The sequence below is a fragment of the Rhodococcus sp. P4_B6 genome (genome assembly GCF_056402215.1).
The window spans coordinates 1-20,145 of the sequence record NZ_JBFUHV010000161.1 but is presented as its reverse complement, the minus strand read 5'-3'; the positions used below and the strand labels follow the sequence as shown (position 1 = coordinate 20,145).

Here is a 20,145-nt window from a genome sequence, read left to right as displayed (position 1 = left end):
GCCCTTCATGAGTGGCCCCATGACCGGAATCAAGATCGTCGACCTGTGTTCGATGATGTCGGGCCCCTGGGCCACGGACATCCTCGGCGACCAGGGCGCGGACGTCGTCAAGGTGGAGGTGCCCGGCAAGGGCGATCACGTCCGCTCCCTGCCCAATCGTTCCGGCGACATGTCGGCGATGTTCGTCAACGTCAACAGGTCGAAGCGGTCCCTGACCCTCGACCTGAAGACGCCGGAAGGCGTTGCGGTGCTGAAGAAGCTGGTCGCCACCGCGGATGTCGTGGTGCAGAACTTCCGGCCGGGCGTCGTCGAGCGCCTCGGCATCGGATACGACGACCTCGCCCCGCTCAACTCGAAACTCATCTATCTCTCGATGAGCGGATTCGGTGAACGCGGCCCCGCCTCCGGCCAGCGGGTCTACGATTCGCTGATCCAGGCCCTGACCGGCCTGACCACCGTCCAGGCCGGATCCGACGAGGAACGACCCCGCCTGATCCGCACCATCCTCCCCGACAAACTCAGCGCCATTGTTGCCTCCCAAGCGCTTTCGGCGGCACTATTCGCCCGCGAACGCACCGGGGAGGGCCAGCACATCCGCCTGTCGATGCTCGAGGCGGTGCTCTCGTTCCTGTGGGCATCGGACATGGGCGCCTACACATTCCCGGACCAGCCCGTGCCGCTGTCGCAGGGCGGCAGTTTCATCGACTTGATCTACCAGACCGCGGACGGCTACATCACCGTCGCCACGAACAGCAACGGCGAGTGGCAGAGCATGTGCAAGGCGCTCGGTCACCCCGAGTGGATCGAGGACGAGCGATTCTCCACCCCGGTGGGTCGGTCGAAGCACATCAATGAGCGTCTCGAACTCATCCAATCTGTGTTGCTGGACAAGAGCTCTGCCGAGTGGTTGGCGCTGCTCGACGAGTTCGACGTACCGGCCGCGCCCATCCTCACACGGGCCGAGGTCATCGAACACCCGCAGGTCAAGGCCGCCGAGATCATCGTCGAATCCGAGCACCCCGTCGCCGGGCGTGTGCGGCAGGCACGAGTGGCGGCCCGGTTCCTGGGCACCGTTCCGGATGCACCGAGGGGTGCGCCGCTACTCGGCCAGCACAACGCCGAGATTCTCGCAGAAATCGGCTACAGCAACGACGAAATCGCTTCGCTCGCTGCACAGAAGATCATCGGAACCGAGCAGGACGCCACCGCCGGCGTCCTCGCCTGAAAGGAAGTTTGGACAGTGTCCACAGTATTGGTCGTCGGTGCCGACAAGGGCATCGCGCACTCGATTACCCGCCAGCTGCACGAGCGCGGCGACAACGTCATCGCCGCCTGCCTGTTCGACGGCGCCGACCTCACCGCCGACGGCATCACCGTCGAACCGAACGTCGATGTCACATCACAGGAATCGGTCGAGGCGCTCGCGTCCCGGCTCACCGCAGCGGGTACCAAACTGGACGCCCTGATCCATGTCGCCGGGGTCATGTGGCTCGACGAACTGGGGTCGATCAAGTACGACCTGGTCCGCAAACAGATCGAGATCAACACCCTCGGACCGCTGCGSACSRTSGARGCACTGCGGTCGCTCCTGCAGCCCGGCGCGAAGGTCGGCATCGTCACCAGCCGGGTCGGATCCCTCGGAGACAACACCTCCGGAGGCATGTACAGCTACCGGATCTCCAAGGCCGCCGCCAACATGGCCGGCTTGAACCTGCACCACGACCTGTCCAAGAACGGGATCAGCGTGCTCATGCTCCATCCGGGCATGGTCGCCACCGACCTGACCAAGGACTTCCCCGGCGAGCACACCTACATCACCCCGGAACAGGCCGCCGCCGGACTGATCAAGAACATCGACAACCTCACCCCCGAGAACTCGGGCCGGTTCCAGCACTCGGACGGAACCTTCCTCCAGTGGTGAGCAACAGCTCGCACCCTGTTCGCCAATGAATCTCCATCCCATCGAGACAGAAGGACGTCACACACGATGATCACCGTCTACGGATATGTTCCCGCCTGGGGGATCCCGGACATCAGCCCGTACGTCACCAAGGTAGTCAACTACCTGAAGTTCACGGGTGTCGAGTTCGAGCACAAGACGCAGGACCTGGCAACGCTGGACCAGGACTCACCCCACGGCAAGCTCCCGTACATCGTCGACAGCGACGGAACCAAGGTCGGCGACTCCAACACAATCCTGGCCTACCTGAAGGACAAGTACGGCGACAAGCTCGATGCGGATCTGAGCAAGCAGGAGCGTGCCCTGGCTCTCGCGTTCAATCGGTTGATCGAGGAGCACCTGTACTGGAGCGGCATCATCCAGCCGCGCTGGCGTGAGGACAGCGGGTGGGAGACCTACATCCCGTACATCGTTCAGGGCGCCGAGGTGACCCCGGAGATGCGCGAAGGCCTGGACGGGTTCCGGGGCCGGATCCTCACCGAGTTCGACGGCCAGGGTATGGGCCGACGTAGCGCGGAGGTCGTCGTCGAGTTCTTCCGGGCGGACATCGATGCCCTGTCCGACTTCCTGGCCGACAAGGACTTCTTCCTCGGCGACAAGTTGCATTCGATCGACGCCTCGGTGTATTCGACGCTGCGGCACATCGCCGACCAGCCGCAGCAGTGGCTCGGATCCGGATATGTCCAGTCCAAAGCGAACCTCGTGGACTACATGGACCGCATCCGCAAGCAGTACGACATCTAGCTCGCCGGTAATCGACTGTCTTGGAGCATCGTTCGATGATTGATCTCTACTACTACACAAGCCCCAACGTGCGGAAGGTGCTCATCGCGCTGGAGGAACTGGGACTGGACTACCAGATCGTCTGGACCGACATCAGTGAGGGCGATCAGTTCGAATCGGAGTACGTCGAAATCAATCCGAACAGCAAAGTGCCGGCCATCGTGGATCACGATGGCCCCGGTGGCCGGCGCTTGGCGATCTTCGAATCCGGTGCCATCCTGCTCTACCTGGCGGAGAAGACCGGACGACTGCTCCCCGAGGATCCGATCGCCCGCCAAGAAGTGCTGTGCTGGCTGTTCTGGCAGGTGGCCAACCAGGGACCGATGGCCGGACAAGCCGCCCACTTCGTCTCGCATGCCCCGAAGCAGGGAATCGACAACCCGTACGCCCGAAACCGCTACGCGGGCGAGGTGGCCCGCCTCTACCGCGTCATGGATGACCGGCTACGTGATCGCGAGTACCTCGCCGGCGAGTACTCGATCGCGGACATCGCGACCTTCCCGTGGACTCGGGTGGCCGCCGGGCACGGGGTCGATGTCGCCGACTACCCCAACGTCAAAGCGTGGGCCGACCGCATTTCCGCCCGGCCCGCCGCCAAGGTCAAGATCTCCGACCCGCGCGAGGAGAAGGCCCGAAACCACGTCTACACCGCGGAACAGTTCAAGACCCTCTTCCGCCCGGAAGGAAGTCAACCATGAGTATCGCCGCAGATTCTCTGTCCAACATCACCCCACCTGGGCTGACCATCGACGGACAGATCACGACCACCGCAGCGGTGATCCCCGTGATCAACCCCGCCACCGAGTCGGCCTTCATCGAGGTTCCGGACGCCGGAGTCGAGCACCTGGACGCCGCGGTCGCTGCCGCTCGGCGCGCCGCCAAGAACTGGGCTACGCACGACCTCCCCTTCCGACAAGGCATCGTCCTTCGCCTGGTCGACCACGTGCGTGCCAACATCGACGAACTGGCCCGTCTGGTGACCCTCGAACAGGGAAAGCCGTTGGCGAAGGCCGCCGGCGAGATCGAATCGGGTCTGCGTGGTCTTGAGCGGTATGCGAGCTGGGACATTCCTGTCGAGGTCATCCGGGACAACGACGACGAGCTGATCGAGGTGCACCGCGCACCGGTCGGTGTCGTCGGGGGCATCACCGCCTGGAACTATCCCCTCCTGCTGGCGCTGTGGAAGATCGGCCCCGCCCTGATCACCGGCAACCCGATCATCGTCAAACCCTCACCCCTGACCCCGGTGGCCACCTTGCGCCTGGGTGAGCTCGCGCAGCAGATCCTCCCCCCGGGGGTGTTGCAGGTGCTCAGCGGCGGCGACGATCTCGGCCGGGCGATGACGGCTCACACCGGGATCGACAAGATCACGTTCACCGGGTCCGAACGCGCGGGGAAGTCGATCATGGCGGGCGCCGGCGCGACCCTCAAGCGCCTGACCCTCGAACTCGGTGGCAACGATCCCGGCATCGTCCTCGACGACGTCGACGTGGCGTCGATCGCGGCGGACCTGTACTGGGGCGCCCTGTCGAACTGTGGTCAGGTCTGCGCGGGCCTCAAGCGCCTCTACGTGCCCCAGCACCTCGCCCCCGCGATCGAAGAAGCTCTGGCCGAGGTCGCCAAGGGGGTGAAGGTGGGCAACGGGCTCGACGACGGAGTCGACATGGGCCCGGTCCAGAACGCCGCCCAGTTCACCAAGGTGCGTGGCTATGTCGATGATGCGGCCCACCGCGGCGCCGACGTGTACTTCCGCGGTGAGGTCCCCGAGGGCCCCGGCTACTTCCACCCGGTCACCTTGGTGCGCGGGGTCGACGACTCCGTGCCCCTGGTTCGCGAGGAACAGTTCGGCCCGGTCCTGCCGATCCTGACCTACACCGACATCAATGATGTGATCGCACGAGCAAACGACTCCGAACTCGCGCTCGGCGCCTCGGTGTGGTCCTCCGACGAACAGCGCGCGACCGAGGTCGCCCAACGGGTCGAAGCGGGCACGGTCTGGGTCAACCAGCACCCGATGCTCTCCTCCGATGTTCCGTTCGGCGGCGTCAAGCAGTCCGGCCTCGGAGTCGAACAGTCCATCCACGGTGTCCTCGAGTACACCAACTACCGAGTGCTGCGGGTCAAACGATGACCGCTGAACCGAACCATCCAGCTGAACCGAACCATCCAGAAGACCACCGCCCATACCGTCACAATGGAAGGCGCACAATATGTTACTGAACCGGGACGATTGGTACGACATCTCGCGAGACCTCGACTGGGAACTGAGCTACGTCGATCCGGCGGTGGCGTTCCCGACGAGTTGGAGCGGTGCGGGGGACGTACCGAAGGAGGCCTGGGACAAATGGGACGAACCGTTCCGGGTGTCGTACCGCGACTACGTCCGTATCCAGCGTGAGAAGGAGTCGGGCGTCAAGGCCGTCAGCAGCGCCCTGGTACGTTCCGGCACCTACGAAAAGCTCGATCCCGCGCACGTCGCCGCATCGCATCTGCACATGGGCACCACGTGCATGGTCGAGCACATGGCAGTGACCATGCAGAGCCGATTCTGCCGGTTCGCGCCGACCCCGCGCTGGCGCAATCTCGGGGTCTTCGGAATGCTCGACGAGACCCGCCACGCCCAGCTCGATCTGCGTTTCTCCCACGATCTGCTCAAGCAGGATCCGCGTTTCGACTGGTCGCAGAAGGCGTTCCACACCAACGAGTGGGGTGTCCTGGCGGTGAAGAACTTCTTCGACGATGCGATGCTCAACGCCGACTGCGTCGAGGCCGCGCTGGCGACGAGCCTGACCGTCGAACACGGATTCACCAACGTCCAGTTCGTCGCATTGGCCGCCGATGCCATGGCTGCCGGCGACATCAACTGGTCGAACCTGTTGTCCTCCATCCAAACCGATGAGGCGCGCCACGCTCAGCAGGGTTTCCCCACCCTCTCCATCCTGATGGAGCACGACCCCGCCCGCGCACAGAAGGCACTCGATGTCGCCTTCTGGCGGTCCACCCGGCTGTTCCAGACGTTGACCGGGCCGGCGATGGATTACTACACACCCCTCGATCAGCGCAAGATGAGCTTCAAGGAGTTCATGCTCGAGTGGATCGTCAACCACCACGAACGGATCCTCGAGGACTACGGGCTGAAGAAGCCCTGGTACTGGGACCAGTTCCTGTACTCGCTCGAGAACGGCCATCACGCCATGCACCTGGGGACCTGGTTCTGGCGCCCGACGCTGTTCTGGAAGCCGAATGCCGGCGTCTCCAAGGACGAACGGGAATGGCTGCGGGAGAAGTACCCCACCTGGGAAGAGAACTGGGGTGTGATGTGGGACGAGATCATCAAGAACGTCAACAGTGATCGGATCGAGGACACTCTGCCGGACACGTTGCCGGCGCTGTGCAACCTCACCCAACTCCCGTTGGGATCGGCGTTCGCCCGGCACGATCTCGCCGACCACAGCATGACCTACAAGGGTCGGCTCTACCACTTCGATTCCGAGATCTCCAAGTGGTGCTTCGAGCAGGACCCCGAGCGCTACGCCGGACACCAGAACTTCATCGACCGCTTCATCGACGGCCAGATTCTCCCGGCCGACCTCGCCGGTGGACTGCTCTACATGGGTTTGACCCCGGACGTGATGGGAGACGATGTGTACGACTACGCCTGGGCGAAGGACTATCTCCCGTCGAAGCCCGAACCGGTGGAGGAATCCGTTGAACGCGAACCGATCTCGATCTGATCTCGGACTTCACTCGATCGGCAAGGAGAACTGACATGGCACCCTTCCCCATCACCGGCCGTTTCGTCGGCGATTTCGTCCCCGTCCTCGTGGCCGTCGACACCGACGACACCTGGGACCAGATCGCCCGCAAGGTCGCGGCGCATTCGGTGGGCCGGCGGGTCCCGAAACCCAAGGTGAACCCCGGATACGACGTGCTCGTGGACGGCACCGTGATGACGTCCGACGCCACCCTCGGCGCGCTACTCGGCACCCGCACGATTCCACCGCTGCAATGGGTCGACGTTCGCTTCCGAGAGCAGGTGGGTTCCAATGGCTGACGAGCCCGGCAACGACTTCGTCGACCTGGTCGCCGAAGACGAACTGTGGGACGACGAGATGGAATCGTTCGACGTCGGAGACGACGAAGTGCTCTTGGTGAAGGTGAACGGTGAGGTCCGCGCGTACGACGGAATCTGCCCACACCAGAGCATCTCGCTGGTCGAGGGGGAATTCGAGAACGGTGTCGTCACCTGCCGCGCACACGAATGGCAGTTTGACGCGCTGACCGGTTCCGGGGTCAATCCCCGAGACACCTGTCTGCACAAGCACGACGTCCGAATCGTGGACGGTGTCATTCAAGTTCGCCTCAAGGCGCCGGCCGTGGCGCATCACTGACCGTAGGAGTTCACACTCATGACCATTGTCGACATGGATGCCTCGGACGAGTCGTCCCCCGACCTTGTGGGTCCGGTCATCCGGGCCGGCAACCTTGCGGAGGCGGTGATCGATGCGATCGAGGAGGACAACCCGGGACAGGACGTGTTGGTACTCGACCGCGAGGACTACGTCCGCATCCACACACGCGGAGCGTGCCGCCTGACCCAGTCGAGCCTGGAAAAGCACTTCGGCCAGAGTTATCAGCTGGCCGCGCTCGAGATCGACATGCCCTCGTTCAAGGGGCGCCTCAAGACTCGCACCGATGAATACGTCTGGTTCTACCAGAACTCCGGACAGGAGAAGCTATGACCAACAAGACACCGCGGTCCCGTTCGCGCGGGCTCAAGACCTGGAGTGCGTTCGGCAATCTCGGGCGACGGCCCACCGAGTACGAAGTGCTCACGCACAACATGAACCACACCATCGGGCCCGTGCCACTCGAAATGGGGCCCGACGTGCACGGAAACGTGTGGTTGCGCGAGCACCGTGACTCGATGAAATTGACGGTCGCCGACTGGGATGCCTTCAGGGATCCCGATACCGTCACCTACGGCAGTTATGTTGCCGACCAGGATGATCAGGAGACGTACGTCGAGGGTTTGATCGCCCAGTTCGACGGCGAAGGCTCCGACGAGTCGCTTTCGGATGAGGCATTGACCCTGCTGGTGCGGGCACTGACCCCGACGCGGTACGTCGCGCACAGCCAGCAGATGTTGTCCGCCTACGTTCAGCAGCTCGCGATCAGTAGCTATGTCGCCAACTGTGCCGCTTTCCAGACCGCGGACCAGCTCCGCCGGGTGCAGCTCGCCGCGTACCGCACCACCCAACTGCAGCTGACGCATCCCGAACGCGGCTTCGGCACCGCGGAGAAGGAATTCTGGACCGAGCGCCCCGACTGGCAGCCGATTCGGGCCGCATTCGAATGGGCCCTCGTGGAATTCGATTGGGACCGAGCATTCGTCGCGACCAATCTGGTGACCAAGGCCATTGCGGATCAGCTCTTCCTCGTCCAGCTCCGGCGTCAAACCGCCCGGGTCGGGGCGCGACTGGACTCGCTGATTCTGGAGAACCTCTGGCGGGACAGCCTCCGGAGTCAGCGCTGGTCGGTGGCCCTGGTCGAATTCCTCGTCGCCGCCGATCCCGGCAATCTGAATGTGCTTCAAGGTCATTTGAGTGAATGGTCCGCACGCGGGAACGAGATGATCGAGGCCGGTGCCCGGATCGTCGCGTCACCGAGTGGGGCGTCCGCGGACGAGATTGCTTCCGCTGTCCGCCAGGACTGGCACTCGCTCCTCGACTCCGTCGGTCTGCGGACCGAATCCGATTGAGATCTGAGACCATGACTGCCACAGTGAACTTCAGTGGCTACGAAGGACCGGTGACGTGCGGGCCCGAAGAGACACTTCTTCGGGCCGGCCTCCGGGCCGGACTGGCCCTGCCCTACGAATGCGCCAGCGGTGGATGCGGCAGTTGCCGCGCGCAACTCGTGGACGGGGAGGTCAAGAACCTCTGGCCCGACGCCGCCGGACTCTCCGAACGTGATCGCCGACGCGGCAATCGGATCCTGATGTGCCAATCGATTCCCACGGCCAACTGCACAGTCAAGGCACCGATACTCGACGGGCCGACGGTGAGCCGAGAGGCAGTGCCCGAGCGTGTGACTGCCCGACTCCTGGGCCGCGAAGCGCTGACCCCCGATACCGCTCTGTTCACCCTCGACTTCAGCTCACCCATCGACTTCCTGCCAGGGCAGTTCATGCTCCTGGAATCACCGGACGGGGTTCGGCGGGCCTACTCGATGGCGCACCCCGCCGACGGTGCCGGCTCCACCACCGTGGAATTCATCATCCGCGCCAAGCCCGGCGGCGCGGCATCGAGTTGGCTCTTCGACAAGGTCCAGGTGGGCGAGGAAATCCTCGTCGAAGGACCGTATGGGCGTGCATACGTACAACCGGGGTCCGAGCGTCCGGCGGTGTGTATTGCGGGCGGCACCGGGCTGGCACCGATCCTCGCGATCACCGAGGAACTTCTCGTCGAGAACCGGGCGCGACGGGTGGACCTGTACATCGGTGCACGTATGGCCGGGGACATCGTTCTCCTCGATCGGCTCGCCCGCTTGAACGAACTGGGTGCCCGTGTCGCCGTCTCGGTCGAAGATCCCGACCTCGCTGGCAACGAGCCAGCGGGATGGGACGTGTTTGACGATTCCCGGGTAGGGCGTGTGATCGACCACGTCGCCGAAGACTGGACCGATCTCAGTGATCACGACATCTATCTCGCCGGCCCTGCCGGAATGGTCGACGCGGCCTTGCGAGCGCTGGTGCGCGAGCGTGGGGCCTCCGCGGACCGGCTGTTCTTCGACCGTTTCATCGCCTGAACGCAGTACCCCTCTCGAACTCGGAAGGATCCATCATGTTGCTGGAAACCATCGAACTACCGACCGATGAGCACTACGCACGTAACCTCATCGACGGAAGGTGGGTGTTTCCGGCCGCGCCTTACGAGTACGAGATCCGGAACCCCTCCGACAGCACGATCACCACGGTTGTGCCCCTCTCATCTCGATTCGACGTCGATCGGGCGATCTCGGCCGCCGGTGACGCGCTGTCGGGTCCGTGGTCCGAGCTACACACCCGGGACCAGCTGCTGGCTCTGCTGCTGCACCGGCTCGCCGAGGCGGCACCCGAACTGGCACGCCTGCAGTCGACCGAGACAGGTCTCGGATACGACGATTCCCTCGCCACCATCGAATCGACACTGAGGATCGCGCGCACGATCCTCACCCGGGAGGTCCTAAACCCTAGGCCCACACCCGCAGGCATCTCCGGTCACGTACTGTCTTGGGGGGCACCGTTTTCCGAGATGCTCCTGAATGTTTTCCCGGCACTGGCCGCCGGTAACACCGTAGTGGTCAAGCCGTCGCTACGCGGTCCCTTGTCACCGGTGGCGGTCGCGTTCATCGCAGACCGGCTGGGATTTCCCGCCGGCGTTCTCAATATCGTGCAGGGCACTGGCGTCGACGTGGGCGCCGCACTCATTAGTAGTACCGCACTGAAGACGCTGCACGTGCGGGCGAACGAGTCCACCCTGAGCCGGGCCAGCCGAGCCGAGCGCCGGACACACGTGCCCCTGCGAACTCTGACCGGCGGCGGCAATGCCGCGATCGTCTACCCCGGGCTCGCGGATGACAAACTCGCGACGATGGCCTCCGACATCGCGGAAGCAGTTCGGGTGCACAACGCGGGCGGACCGTTCGGTTTGCACACCGTCGCGGTGCACCGTGACGTCGCCAAGACTGCCATCGCTGCGATTCTCGGCCAGCTGGCCCTCTTCAAGAATCGTGCCGCTCCCCTGCCCAGCGAACCCATCAGGCGGCGGGCCTTCGACCGGATCGACCAGTTGGGCTCCGGCGGCGGGCGGGTACTGCTGGGGGGAACGATTCCCGATGACATCAGGCATCGAATGGGATGGCGGCTGCCCACCACGGTCGTCGACCTCGGCGACGCGACATCGAGGGCAGCGGCAAAGGCACTGGCCCAATCCCGTGAATCACTGGGACCCGTGCTCACCATCGTCCATTGGGACACCCTCGCCGACCTCGACCGGGTATTCGACGCCCGGCGCCATCGCGACGGCTACGCATCGATCTGGGGGGACGACTCCGCCGACGACCGCACCCGGTTCGGTGTCGCCGCCCGCGAACAGGGACCCCAAAGGGCCATGCACAGCGGCCTGGTACCAGTCGCATGGACAGGGGAGTCGGCGCATCGCACTACCGGCGAGGTGGCGTCATGAGCGGCCCGCCGGTGCTCACCGACCCGCACGCCCGGTCTGGACTTCGGTTGGACTTCGTGTTCATCACCGATCCCCTTGCCACACTGGCACCCGCGCACGACACCACCATCGCTTTGATGGAGGAAGCGCAGTTGGCCGGCCATCGCGTGCTGTCCACAACGATCGGCGAGCTCGGCATCGATCGAGGGCGCGCATTCGCCCATTGCCGGGAGGTGACATTGCGCCCAGCGGTCTTGAGCGAGAACAAATGGATCGCCGACACCGACTGGTACACCAGTGGCGCATCCCGCCGCCTCCCTCTCGACGAGGTATCGGCGATCTTCATGCGGACCGACCCTCCGGTCGACAGCAACTATCTTCGTGCCACCTTCATCCTCGACTTGGTCGATCCCACCAAAACGCTGCTGGTCAATTCCCCTGCCGGGCTCCGCGACGCGAACGAGAAGTTGTTCGCCCTGCGGATGCCCGAACTGGGTCCCCCCACCCTCGTCTCCGCAGACAGGGACGAAATAGTCGAAGCCGTACGTTTCTGGGGCACAGCAGTTCTCAAACCCACCGACGGAATGGCCGGCCGGGGGATCATGCTCCTGCGACCGCATGACCCGAACCTGCACTCGATACTCGACACCGCCACCGTCCGCGGTGACCAGCACGTAGTCGTCCAGCAGTACATTCCGGAGGCGGAGACAGCGGGAGACCGTCGCGTGATCGTCCTCGACGGAAAGCCGATCGGATCCGTCCGCCGCCTCGTCGAGACCGGCGGCGCCGGCGATGAATTCCGGTGCAACATGGCCACCGGTGCACGCGTCGTGCGCGACACCGTGACCTCCCGGGACCGCGAAATCTGCAACACACTCGGACCCGAACTCGTCAGGCGCGGACTCGTGTTCGTCGGAATCGACATCATCGGAGACAGGCTCACCGAAGTGAACGTCACCAGCCCCACAGGAATCCGCGAGATCGATGCGCTCAGCGGCACACACCTGGCAGCCGACACGATCGAATGGGCGGTTGCCCGATGCACAACCATGACGGAGATGCGATGAGCACAGCGGTCCCACCGAAACAGCGCGAGCAGATCGTCGTCATCGGCGCCGACGCCGCAGGTATGAGTGCGGCCCATCAGGCGCTGCGCAGCGCAAAAGCCGCGGGACGCGACGTCGACGTGATCGCGCTCGAGAAGACATCCGACACCTCGTACTCTGCCTGCGGAATCCCATACCTGGTGTCCGGGACGGTCGGCACGACCGACGAATTGAGCGCTCGCACGCCCGAGAAGCATCGGGCGATGGGAGTGGACCTCCGGATGAACGTCACCGCAACACAGATCGACCTCGACACCCGCACGGTCACCTACGCCCACAACGCCGGAGGTGAGGAGGAAGTTATTCGATTCGACAAGCTCGTCCTCGCCACCGGTGCCCATCCGATCATCCCGCAGTGGGCGGTGACCGACGGGGGTGAGCTGGTGAGAGGCGTGCACCCGGTCAAGGATCTCGATCATGCCCGGCACTGGCTCGATCTCGTCTCCCGCCGGTCACGCGATGGAATAGCCATCCGCCGCCGCGCGGTGGTGGTGGGCGGCGGATACATCGGCGTCGAAATGGCCGAAGCGATGATGCAACGCGGATTCAGCACCACCCTCCTGACGCGCAGTGCTGTGATGAGCAGCCTCGACAGCGATATGAGTGAGAGGGTGCGCGAAACTGTCCGAGCCGGCGGCGTCGACGTCGTCACGAACACCACGGTCGCCGGGATCGACATCGACAGTGTTGACGGCCAAGTTCGGTCGGTCACCGGCAGCAATGGACAGGTCTACCCCACCGACGTCGTCGTCCTCGGACTCGGTGTGCGCCCGGCCACCGAACTCGGCGTGGCCGCCGGATTGCCCATCGGCGAACGCGGCGGCTACTTGCCCAACGAGCGGCAAGAGGTCGCCAAAGGCGTATGGGCGGCCGGGGACTGCTGTGAGGTCATCGACCGAATCCGGGGGAAGTACGTTCTTGCACCCCTGGGCACCCACGCGAACAAGCAGGGTCGCATCTGTGGGTTCAACGTCGTCGGCGGGTCGCACGCGTTCCCTGGTGTGCTGGGCACCGCCATCACCCGGTTCGTGTCTGCGGGCACTCACGTGGAGGTCGCCCGCACCGGTCTCGGGACTAGGGAGGCGACCGAAGCGGGGTTCGAGGTGGAGTCGCTGGTCACTGTCGGCGGCACGGCGAGTGGGTATATGCCCGAGCGCTCATCGATCGCCACCAAGATCATTGCCGATCGTCGTACGCGCCGGTTGCTGGGCGTGCAGATCGTGGGCGGGACGCAGTCGGCCAAGAGGATCGACACTGCCGCGGCGGTGTGGTGGGGCGAGATGAGCGTCGACGACCTTGCCGCGATGGATCTCTCGTATGCCCCTCCGTTCGCGACGGTGTGGGAGGCGATTCAGCTCGCCGCGCGCCGCTTGTCGGATCGGATGTGACCGCGCCGAATCATCTACTGCTTCGGACGAAAGGAGCAGTTGTGGACAGCGTGACACAGGCGATGCCAGTGAAGGAAATGCTCGTCGAACTGAACTGCTGGGCGGGTGGGGTCGGCGCCCGGGAGGTGCGGCCGGGGCTGACGGTCTGCCGGTTCGATGCGCCCGGACCGTATGTGTGGGAAGCGACGCCGGGCATCACCTTCTGTCTTGTCATCCAGGGACGTCTGTCGGTGGACGTCGATCGCACCGCGCACGTTTGCGGCTCCCTCGAGGGCGTCGTCTTCACGGACCGGCTGAGCCCCGCGCTAGAAGTGGTCGAGGCATCCGCCGACGCGCCCTTCCTCGCGATGTTTTTGCAGATCGACACGGCGATCATTCGCCGCGTATCGACAGACGTGTTGGTCAGCGATGCCGCGGCGGTGCCGATCACCCGCCGTGGCCGTGCAGGTGGCACCCAGTGCAGCGGCACCTTCGGTGTGGGCGTACGACTACTCCACTCCGTTCTCCGGTTCCTTCGTGCACTCGATGGCGAACTGGACGAGCGAGTACTCGCGCCGATCTGTTTACAGGAGATCGTGTATCGGCTTCTGCAGATCGTCTGCTGCCAAGATCCGCTGGACGTTGCCTCACGAGAGTCCGCGGCCGATCCCACGCGGGCCGCGATCGAATACATCAGGTCTCACCTTACTGAGTCGATCACCGTGAACGACATCGCGCGGGAGGTTCAGCTCAGTGAGTCGGCCTTTGCGCATACCTTCCGTGCGACGATCGGCGTCAGTCCCTACCAGTTTCTCAAATCCGAGCGGCTGGACGCTGCGCGACGCATACTCATCACCGGATCCGGAAACAAGGTGAGCGAAGTGGCACGCGCCGTGGGCTATTCGAGCTCCTCCCACTTCATTACCGCGTTCAAGCGCCGGTACGCGGTCACACCCCGCGAATATGCGAACGGGAAGTACTCCTGCGCTGCCCTGGAGGCCGCTGTCCGTCAGGACGGCACCCACGCGAGAACAGCAGAAATAGTGCACTTCCCGGCAGGAAACTGATAGGCGAAAGTCGGCGGATGACGTACCGTGAAACCGATGCCGCGATGCATCTCATCTCCCACATCCGTGCGGCACTGGATCCGCTGAGCCCATAGATCGGTGATACCTTCCTGATGTCGGGTCAACTGGAACCTCGCAGCTCCTCGCCGCCGGCAGTTCTACTCCCTGCAATCGATGGAGAAATCGCCTGCATTGTCCTCCGGAACGGGGGCTCAGCAGCTCCTAGGGAAGCACGCAAGGTCGCGAATGCCACTGCCAGTACCGCATCTTCACGATTGTTCCTGCTGAAGTGTGCCTACTCAGGTTTCGTGCGCCAGTTCTTGAGACCTGTCGGATCGTCAGACGCCTGGCCGTCGGTGTCGGCGGTGGTGCGGGTATGCGTTCGCTAAACTGCGTATCTCGTCTTGGACGCAGTTCGATTCAGGGATGACCTGCCACAATCGCTCGATGAATCGGCGCGTTGTCATTCCGAAGTTCACAAGGATGTCCTCCTCGGTAGCTCCCCCGAATGGTGCCCAGATGACGGCGAACTCGATGAGCCGATCCGCCTCGGGATCAGGATGATTGGGTGTGCGGTTGGGTTCGATCCACGCGGCGCGACGCCTCTGACGCCACCGGCGGTGCTCACGAGAGTTCATGGGAATTCACACATCTGATCGGGTCTAAGGGAAAGGTGGACGTTAGGGGCTCGGTGCGGCGAGGGACTACGGGGAGTGCCAGTCGCTTTCGTCCCGACCGTCGGGTTTGATTATGCCACGCCGCACTAGCGCAGCCACCCCACACCATGCGCTGCATACGTGGCCGAGGTCCGGTGCGAGGGGTGGAGGTCCGTGCGCTGCCCTGCCAGCCCTCGACAGGGGTCCACATGGACAACCAGTCCGACGCCTCACACGCCGAGGAAGGCGATGTCGCCAGTCTCGATTACTGAAGGCTCACTACACCATCGTGTCACCAGAGTTCCGGCCGAGATCTGCGACCGGTTGCTCTGCTGCAGTCGGCTGTGTGCCTCCGGCACCGGAGGCACCGCCAGGCCCGATTCGTCATTCCTGTTCCCACCAGAAGGTGCCGTCCTCGGAATCCTCGTCCTCGTCCAGAGGCCAGGCGCCGAAGTGGGCGCCGGTCAGAGTGAGAATAGCGGTGAAAAACTTCTCCAAGAATGGCATGAAAGCCTGCTCTCTGCTTCGAAGGGGACCAGCTGTGTTCGGTGCTGCACCGTGCGCATGCCACCCCATGAGTCGTCGGGCAAGCGGCGGCATTCCCGTGGGCCCTCGCCGTGACAGAGAGGGGCGGTTACGCCGCGTGGTTGGCGGGCGCGAGCACCGGCACCAGAACCGAGTGAACCCCCGTCACACTGAGCATTTGCCGGATCGGTCCGCCCTGGCACAGCTGGGAAGCCAGCATCCGTTCGCGGCACCGCTCGGGACTTACCGTCCTCGGATCGATCGGAATCCCAATCAGTATCTCTGCGGACGTCTCGCTCCGGCTCGCATCTACCAGTAACGATTCCTCGTCGACCGCCCGGATGGGCACGTCGCGTCGGCCGCGAACCGAACCGATGACTACTACGACGTAGTCGTCGCCGCCATGGGTGAAGGTGATCAAGCGGCAGTGGCGTCCTGCAACCACGAGCCTGACGTCCAGGCCGCGCTGTGGGAGTTCGTCTGCCGAGTCACAGTGGACCCGTTGCCGTCCCGACGCCGCCGAGGCTAGATGACCCGCCCCGATGACGGTTCGCCGTGAGGTCCAGCTGAAAAATTCGTCCGTCGCGTCCATTGGTCGCGCCTCTTCTGTGCATCCGATCGTCCTTCCGGGCCTGCACCCGATCCCAACATTGTGTTGTGGATCACATAATCATAAGAGTGAAAAGATCGCTAGTCAATTATTTCCGAGCTAGACTTTCTTAGTCGTGAAATATTTTACCGCCAGCCAGATGCTAGCCGAGCGGGACTGGCACAGCAATCGGGACGCCCGGTCGGTCGGATGCAGCACCGGACCTTGCCCCCAAGCGCGCACTGCGTCGTGGCGGATTCGGATCCGGACCAGTCGAGGTCATGAGGTGTTTACGAATGAAAAGACAATCGGAGTTGGTGACGCCAGCCGTCCGCGGGGACGAGCCCCGAACACAATGCCGACTGTGGGATCTGATCCTCTGGTCGGTGATCGTGATCGCAGCGGCGGTAGGTGTTGCGGCGGTGCTCACCACCCAATGACCCCGTCACACCAGAGATACCGGTGCTTTGCCGCGGACCCTCCGGGTTCCCTGTCCGCAGTCCGGCGCCGCGACCGACCCGTAGCACGCGACCACCCACCTGGCCGCAGGGTCGCAGGATTCGGCAGCCCCGGCGCGGAGCACGCGCGGATGCATTCTGCGACTTCTTCTCGCGCTGACATCGACATTTCACAAGCTCAACACGGCCACAATCAAGATGGGACCGAAAGGAAACAGCGGTGCACGAGTTCGAAACGATCCTCCTCGAGCGTACGGGCCGGGTCGGCACGGTCACACTCAACCGGACCCAGGCGCTCAACGCCCTCAACACTGCGATGCTTGCGGACGTCATAGCCGCGCTCGACGACCTGGAGAACGACCCAGGAATCGGCGCCATCGTCCTGACCGGCTCGGAGCGTGCTTTCGCGGCCGGCGCCGACATCAAGGAGATGCGGCCACGAACCTACATCGATGTCTTCGCCAGCGACTTTCTCGCAGGGTGGGAACGGTTGGCAGCGGTACGTAAGCCGACCATCGCTGCCGTAGCCGGATACGCGCTCGGCGGCGGCTGCGAGGTGGCGATGATGTGCGACCTCGTCATCGCCGCTGACACCGCAAGATTCGGCCAGCCCGAGATCACCTTGGGCGTGATCCCCGGCCTCGGGGGCTCACAGCGCCTTACTCGGGCAATCGGCAAGGCCAAGGCCATGGACCTACTACTGACCGGACGCACTATGGACGCGGCGGAGGCCGAGCGCGCCGGACTGGTCAGTCGGATCGTTCCCGCCGATCAACTCCTCGGCCAGGCGCAGAGTATCGCCGAGGCGATCGCATCGATGTCGTTACCGGTCGCGATGCTCGCGAAGGAAGCAGTCAATCGTTCCTTCGAGACCACGCTCGGCGAGGGATTGCTTTACGAACGGAGGGCATTCCACACGACGTTCGGACTCGACGATCAGAAGGAAGGCATGTCCGCGTTCATCGAGAAACGCGCGCCGACCTTCACCCACCGCTGAGTGCCGACGGGCCTCTGTCGCGCCTCCACCCCGCCCGGCCCATCGCGCTGCGGGTGGGTCCCGCACTGCGCTCCTGGGCTACCAGGTCCACCCGCGGCCCGGCGGGCACAACGATTCTGCTGACTCGTTGCAGATTCTCACGATGATCACCCGGACGGCCAACGCCACCCTGCTCGCCTCTGTGTAATCAGAAGGACCGTCCCCGTAGGCACCGTTCCGCGACATCAGCGCCCGGGGCGGAGACGCCGATATCACGATGTCCCGCCGCGCTGCCGCGGTCACCACCTGCAAAGGAATGCCAATGACCACCCAGCATCATATCGACCACCCCACCGAGGGACTGCTCCGCGAGATCACCGACGAGGAGCGGGCGGATTTCGCTGCCAATGGAGTTACTCGTCTCGAGGCCGTGATCGCTCCCTCGTGGATCGACTACCTCCGGACCGCGGTGGATCGGCTGATGACCGACGTTCCCGCCACCTCTCAGAACTACACATCCCCGGGTCAGCCTCGCTTCTTCTCCCAGGCATTTCCTCGCTTCGTCGACTCGGCGTTCGACGCCTGGGCTCTGTGCGGACCGACCAAGAACATTGCCCGCCAAATCCATCCTGCAGTGAGGTCGCTGCGGTTCTTCTACGACCAGGTGTTCGCGCAGGAGCCGGGGTCGGCCCAGGGTGCGCCCTTCCACCAGGACTACGCCTATCTGCCGATCGACGGCGATCAGTACTTCCGTATCTGGGTCCCGCTCGACACCGTCACGACCGACAACGGAGCCGTTCACTACCTGAAAGGCTCACACCTCGGTCCGGTCTACCGGCCCCGCAGTTTCAGCGGCAATCCTGAGGTTGCTGCCGTCTATCAACGTTCGCCCTACCCCGAACTCCCCGATTTCTCCGCCGACTGCGACCGCCATGAATGGTTCATCGGGGACGCCGAGCCGGGCGATGCGCTACTGCACCATCCCAAGACCGTCCACGGATCGCCCGCCAACCATTCCCGTCGCCCCCGCCGTGCCGTCACAACGATCTTCGCCGGCGACCAAGTCGTCTGGGATCCGAGGCCCGGCACCAGCTTCGACCATATTGCCAGCATCGGCGGGTTCTCTGTCCCTCCGATGACCCCCGGCTCACCGATCAGCGGCGACCTGTTCCCCGTTGTGTGGCAGAACCCCGCGCCATGACTAAGAGAGCGTCTGAGAACTCCCGTTCGTGTCACGCTGTGCGGGCGAGTCGGCGTGACATGGTCGCGATCATGGCGATGTAGACGACGGCTTCGTGGTGGTCGGGTCTGGTCTCGTAGTCGCGGAGGCAGCGGCGGTATTTGCAGATCCAGGCGAAGGTCCGCTCGACCACCCACCGCCGGGGCAGAACCTTGAATCCTTTGACATCGTCGGTGCGTTTGACAACCTGAACCGTTAGGGACAGAACATGTTTCGCCCAATCGACTAGCCTGCCTGCATAGCCGCCGTCGGCCCAGACCAAAGAAATCGTCGAGCAGTGGGCGCGCATCGCAGCCAGCAGCCGGACCGCGCCGTCCCGGTCCTGGATCCCGGCCATCGTCACCACGACCGCCAGCAGCAGCCCGCTCGAGTCCACAGCGATGTGCCGTTTACGCCCATTCGTCTTCTTCCCCGCGTCGTATCCACGACTCGACCGGGCAACGGTGTCGGCGCCCTGCACCGACTGGGAGTCGATGATCGCCGCCGACGGCAGCGGTTTCCGGCCGCCGTGGACCCGCACCCGATCACGCAGCGCGTCGTGAATCCGCTGCCAGACCCCCGCCCGGACCCACCGGGCGAAGATCGCGTACACCGTCATCGCCGGCGGGAACTCCGCCGGCAACTGCCGCCAGGCGATCCCACCCCGCACGACATAGAAGATCGCATCGAGTACAAGACGGCGGCAATGCTTTTCCGGTCGGCCACCGCTGCCGGTGGTGTTGCCGGGTGGAGGCAGCAGTGGTTCGAGAATCGCCCATTGAGCGTCGGTCACCGAGGATGACGAGTACACCGCGCACCGATGCCGGATCCCAGAATCCGGGGTAGGGCATGACGGACACAGTGCGATGAGCGATGATGGCAAGTGAACTCCTGGTCGGGTCGTGGCGTAAGCACCTACTGACCTACCAGGAGTTCACCCATTCCTCACCAGTCACACGCCGATCATCCCGAGTTTTCAGATGCGCTCTAAGCTTGTCGTTTAACCACTGCCGTGGTGTGAGGCAGTTGGTGCTGGTGTTGTTCGGCGTGTCGCAGCGGCATGAGGCGACCACCGCCTGATCATCTTGAGGTTCCTTCCAGAGAACTTTCGAGACGAAGACAGGCGGTGGCCGTGAGTATCAGTGTGCCCGACCGGCGGGCGGTCGGGGAAGAATCGGTCCCCGATCCGCGTGTCGGCGTGTCGGCCTGGTGTCGTTCCGCGAAGAGTTCCA

Annotated in this window: 20 protein-coding genes; 18 read left to right on the top strand and 2 right to left on the bottom strand. The window is 64.1% G+C overall.

Going from position 1 to position 20,145, the window contains the following annotated elements:
• The 15 genes from AC1DWT_RS40850 to AC1DWT_RS40780 form a co-directional block, all read left to right on the top strand.
• A partial coding sequence (locus AC1DWT_RS40850; protein ID WP_477924997.1) for a CaiB/BaiF CoA transferase family protein occupies positions 1–1,225 on the top strand: 1,225 nt, incomplete at its 5' end.
• 15 nt (positions 1,226–1,240) lie between these two features.
• Positions 1,241–1,921, top strand: coding sequence for a 1-hydroxy-2-glutathionyl-2-methyl-3-butene dehydrogenase (gene isoH, locus AC1DWT_RS40845; protein WP_477924995.1), 681 nt, complete (start codon positions 1,241–1,243; stop codon positions 1,919–1,921).
• Between the two features lie 66 nt (positions 1,922–1,987).
• A complete protein-coding gene (gene isoI, locus AC1DWT_RS40840; protein ID WP_477924993.1) occupies positions 1,988–2,704 on the top strand; it encodes an iIsoprene-epoxide--glutathione S-transferase in 717 nt (238 codons plus the stop codon).
• A 35-nt stretch (positions 2,705–2,739) separates the two neighbouring features.
• Positions 2,740–3,441, top strand: a complete 702-nt coding sequence (locus AC1DWT_RS40835) for a glutathione S-transferase family protein (protein WP_477924991.1) — start codon at positions 2,740–2,742, stop codon at positions 3,439–3,441.
• 77 nt (positions 3,442–3,518) lie between these two features.
• Positions 3,519–4,874 (top strand): non-phosphorylative glyceraldehyde 3-phosphate dehydrogenase TadD, encoded by a 1,356-nt coding sequence (tadD, locus tag AC1DWT_RS40830; RefSeq protein ID WP_477925001.1) that lies wholly within the window; start codon positions 3,519–3,521, stop codon positions 4,872–4,874.
• Positions 4,875–4,953: 79 nt separating this feature from the next.
• The gene (gene isoA, locus AC1DWT_RS40825) at positions 4,954–6,477 is read left to right on the top strand and encodes an isoprene monooxygenase oxygenase subunit alpha (RefSeq protein ID WP_477924990.1); all 1,524 of its coding nucleotides are present in this window, start codon (positions 4,954–4,956) and stop codon (positions 6,475–6,477) included.
• 35 nt (positions 6,478–6,512) lie between these two features.
• A complete protein-coding gene (gene isoB, locus AC1DWT_RS40820; RefSeq protein ID WP_477924988.1) occupies positions 6,513–6,797 on the top strand; it encodes an isoprene monooxygenase oxygenase subunit gamma in 285 nt (94 codons plus the stop codon).
• Entirely contained in the window at positions 6,790–7,134 is a 345-nt protein-coding gene (gene isoC, locus AC1DWT_RS40815; protein WP_477924986.1) for an isoprene monooxygenase ferredoxin, read from the top strand. Before isoB ends, isoC begins: the two co-directional genes overlap by 8 nt.
• Before the next feature lie 18 nt (positions 7,135–7,152).
• On the top strand, positions 7,153–7,485 hold the full coding sequence (gene isoD, locus AC1DWT_RS40810; protein WP_477924984.1) for an isoprene monooxygenase effector protein: 333 nt from the start codon (positions 7,153–7,155) through the stop codon (positions 7,483–7,485).
• Positions 7,482–8,504 carry an isoprene monooxygenase oxygenase subunit beta gene (isoE, locus tag AC1DWT_RS40805; RefSeq protein WP_477924982.1) on the top strand — a complete coding sequence of 341 codons (1,023 nt, stop codon included), beginning with the start codon at positions 7,482–7,484 and terminating at the stop codon, positions 8,502–8,504. Before isoD ends, isoE begins: the two co-directional genes overlap by 4 nt.
• A gap of 11 nt (positions 8,505–8,515) precedes the next feature.
• Positions 8,516–9,553, top strand: coding sequence for an isoprene monooxygenase reductase (isoF, locus tag AC1DWT_RS40800; protein ID WP_477924980.1), 1,038 nt, complete (start codon positions 8,516–8,518; stop codon positions 9,551–9,553).
• A gap of 35 nt (positions 9,554–9,588) precedes the next feature.
• Complete coding sequence (locus tag AC1DWT_RS40795; protein ID WP_477924978.1) at positions 9,589–10,971, top strand: aldehyde dehydrogenase family protein; 1,383 nt, start codon at positions 9,589–9,591, stop codon at positions 10,969–10,971.
• Positions 10,968–12,017 (top strand): glutathione synthase, encoded by a 1,050-nt coding sequence (gene gshB, locus AC1DWT_RS40790; RefSeq protein WP_477924977.1) that lies wholly within the window; start codon positions 10,968–10,970, stop codon positions 12,015–12,017. The genes AC1DWT_RS40795 and gshB overlap by 4 nt, the downstream gene beginning before the upstream one ends.
• Positions 12,014–13,444 carry an FAD-dependent oxidoreductase gene (locus AC1DWT_RS40785; protein ID WP_477924975.1) on the top strand — a complete coding sequence of 477 codons (1,431 nt, stop codon included), beginning with the start codon at positions 12,014–12,016 and terminating at the stop codon, positions 13,442–13,444. Before gshB ends, AC1DWT_RS40785 begins: the two co-directional genes overlap by 4 nt.
• A 41-nt stretch (positions 13,445–13,485) precedes the next feature.
• Positions 13,486–14,490, top strand: a complete 1,005-nt coding sequence (locus AC1DWT_RS40780; protein ID WP_477924973.1) for a helix-turn-helix transcriptional regulator — start codon at positions 13,486–13,488, stop codon at positions 14,488–14,490.
• A gap of 1,040 nt (positions 14,491–15,530) precedes the next feature.
• Here AC1DWT_RS40780 and AC1DWT_RS40775 read toward each other — a convergent pair.
• Complete coding sequence (locus tag AC1DWT_RS40775; protein ID WP_257015202.1) at positions 15,531–15,653, bottom strand: hypothetical protein; 123 nt, start codon at positions 15,651–15,653, stop codon at positions 15,531–15,533.
• Positions 15,654–16,556: 903 nt separating this feature from the next.
• Between AC1DWT_RS40775 and AC1DWT_RS40770 the strand changes: the two genes are divergently transcribed.
• The 3 genes from AC1DWT_RS40770 (at position 16,557) to AC1DWT_RS40760 (ending at position 18,895) form a co-directional block, all read left to right on the top strand.
• Entirely contained in the window at positions 16,557–16,700 is a 144-nt protein-coding gene (locus AC1DWT_RS40770; RefSeq protein ID WP_179377476.1) for a hypothetical protein, read from the top strand.
• 238 nt (positions 16,701–16,938) lie between these two features.
• The gene (locus tag AC1DWT_RS40765) at positions 16,939–17,715 is read left to right on the top strand and encodes an enoyl-CoA hydratase (RefSeq protein ID WP_095860343.1); all 777 of its coding nucleotides are present in this window, start codon (positions 16,939–16,941) and stop codon (positions 17,713–17,715) included.
• A 301-nt stretch (positions 17,716–18,016) separates the two neighbouring features.
• Complete coding sequence (locus tag AC1DWT_RS40760; RefSeq protein WP_477924970.1) at positions 18,017–18,895, top strand: phytanoyl-CoA dioxygenase family protein; 879 nt, start codon at positions 18,017–18,019, stop codon at positions 18,893–18,895.
• Positions 18,896–18,926: 31 nt separating this feature from the next.
• On the opposite strand, the gene AC1DWT_RS40755 is transcribed toward AC1DWT_RS40760, so the two are convergent.
• A complete protein-coding gene (locus tag AC1DWT_RS40755) occupies positions 18,927–19,742 on the bottom strand; it encodes an IS5 family transposase (RefSeq protein WP_477924999.1) in 816 nt (271 codons plus the stop codon).
• Positions 19,743–20,145 lie beyond the last annotated feature (403 nt).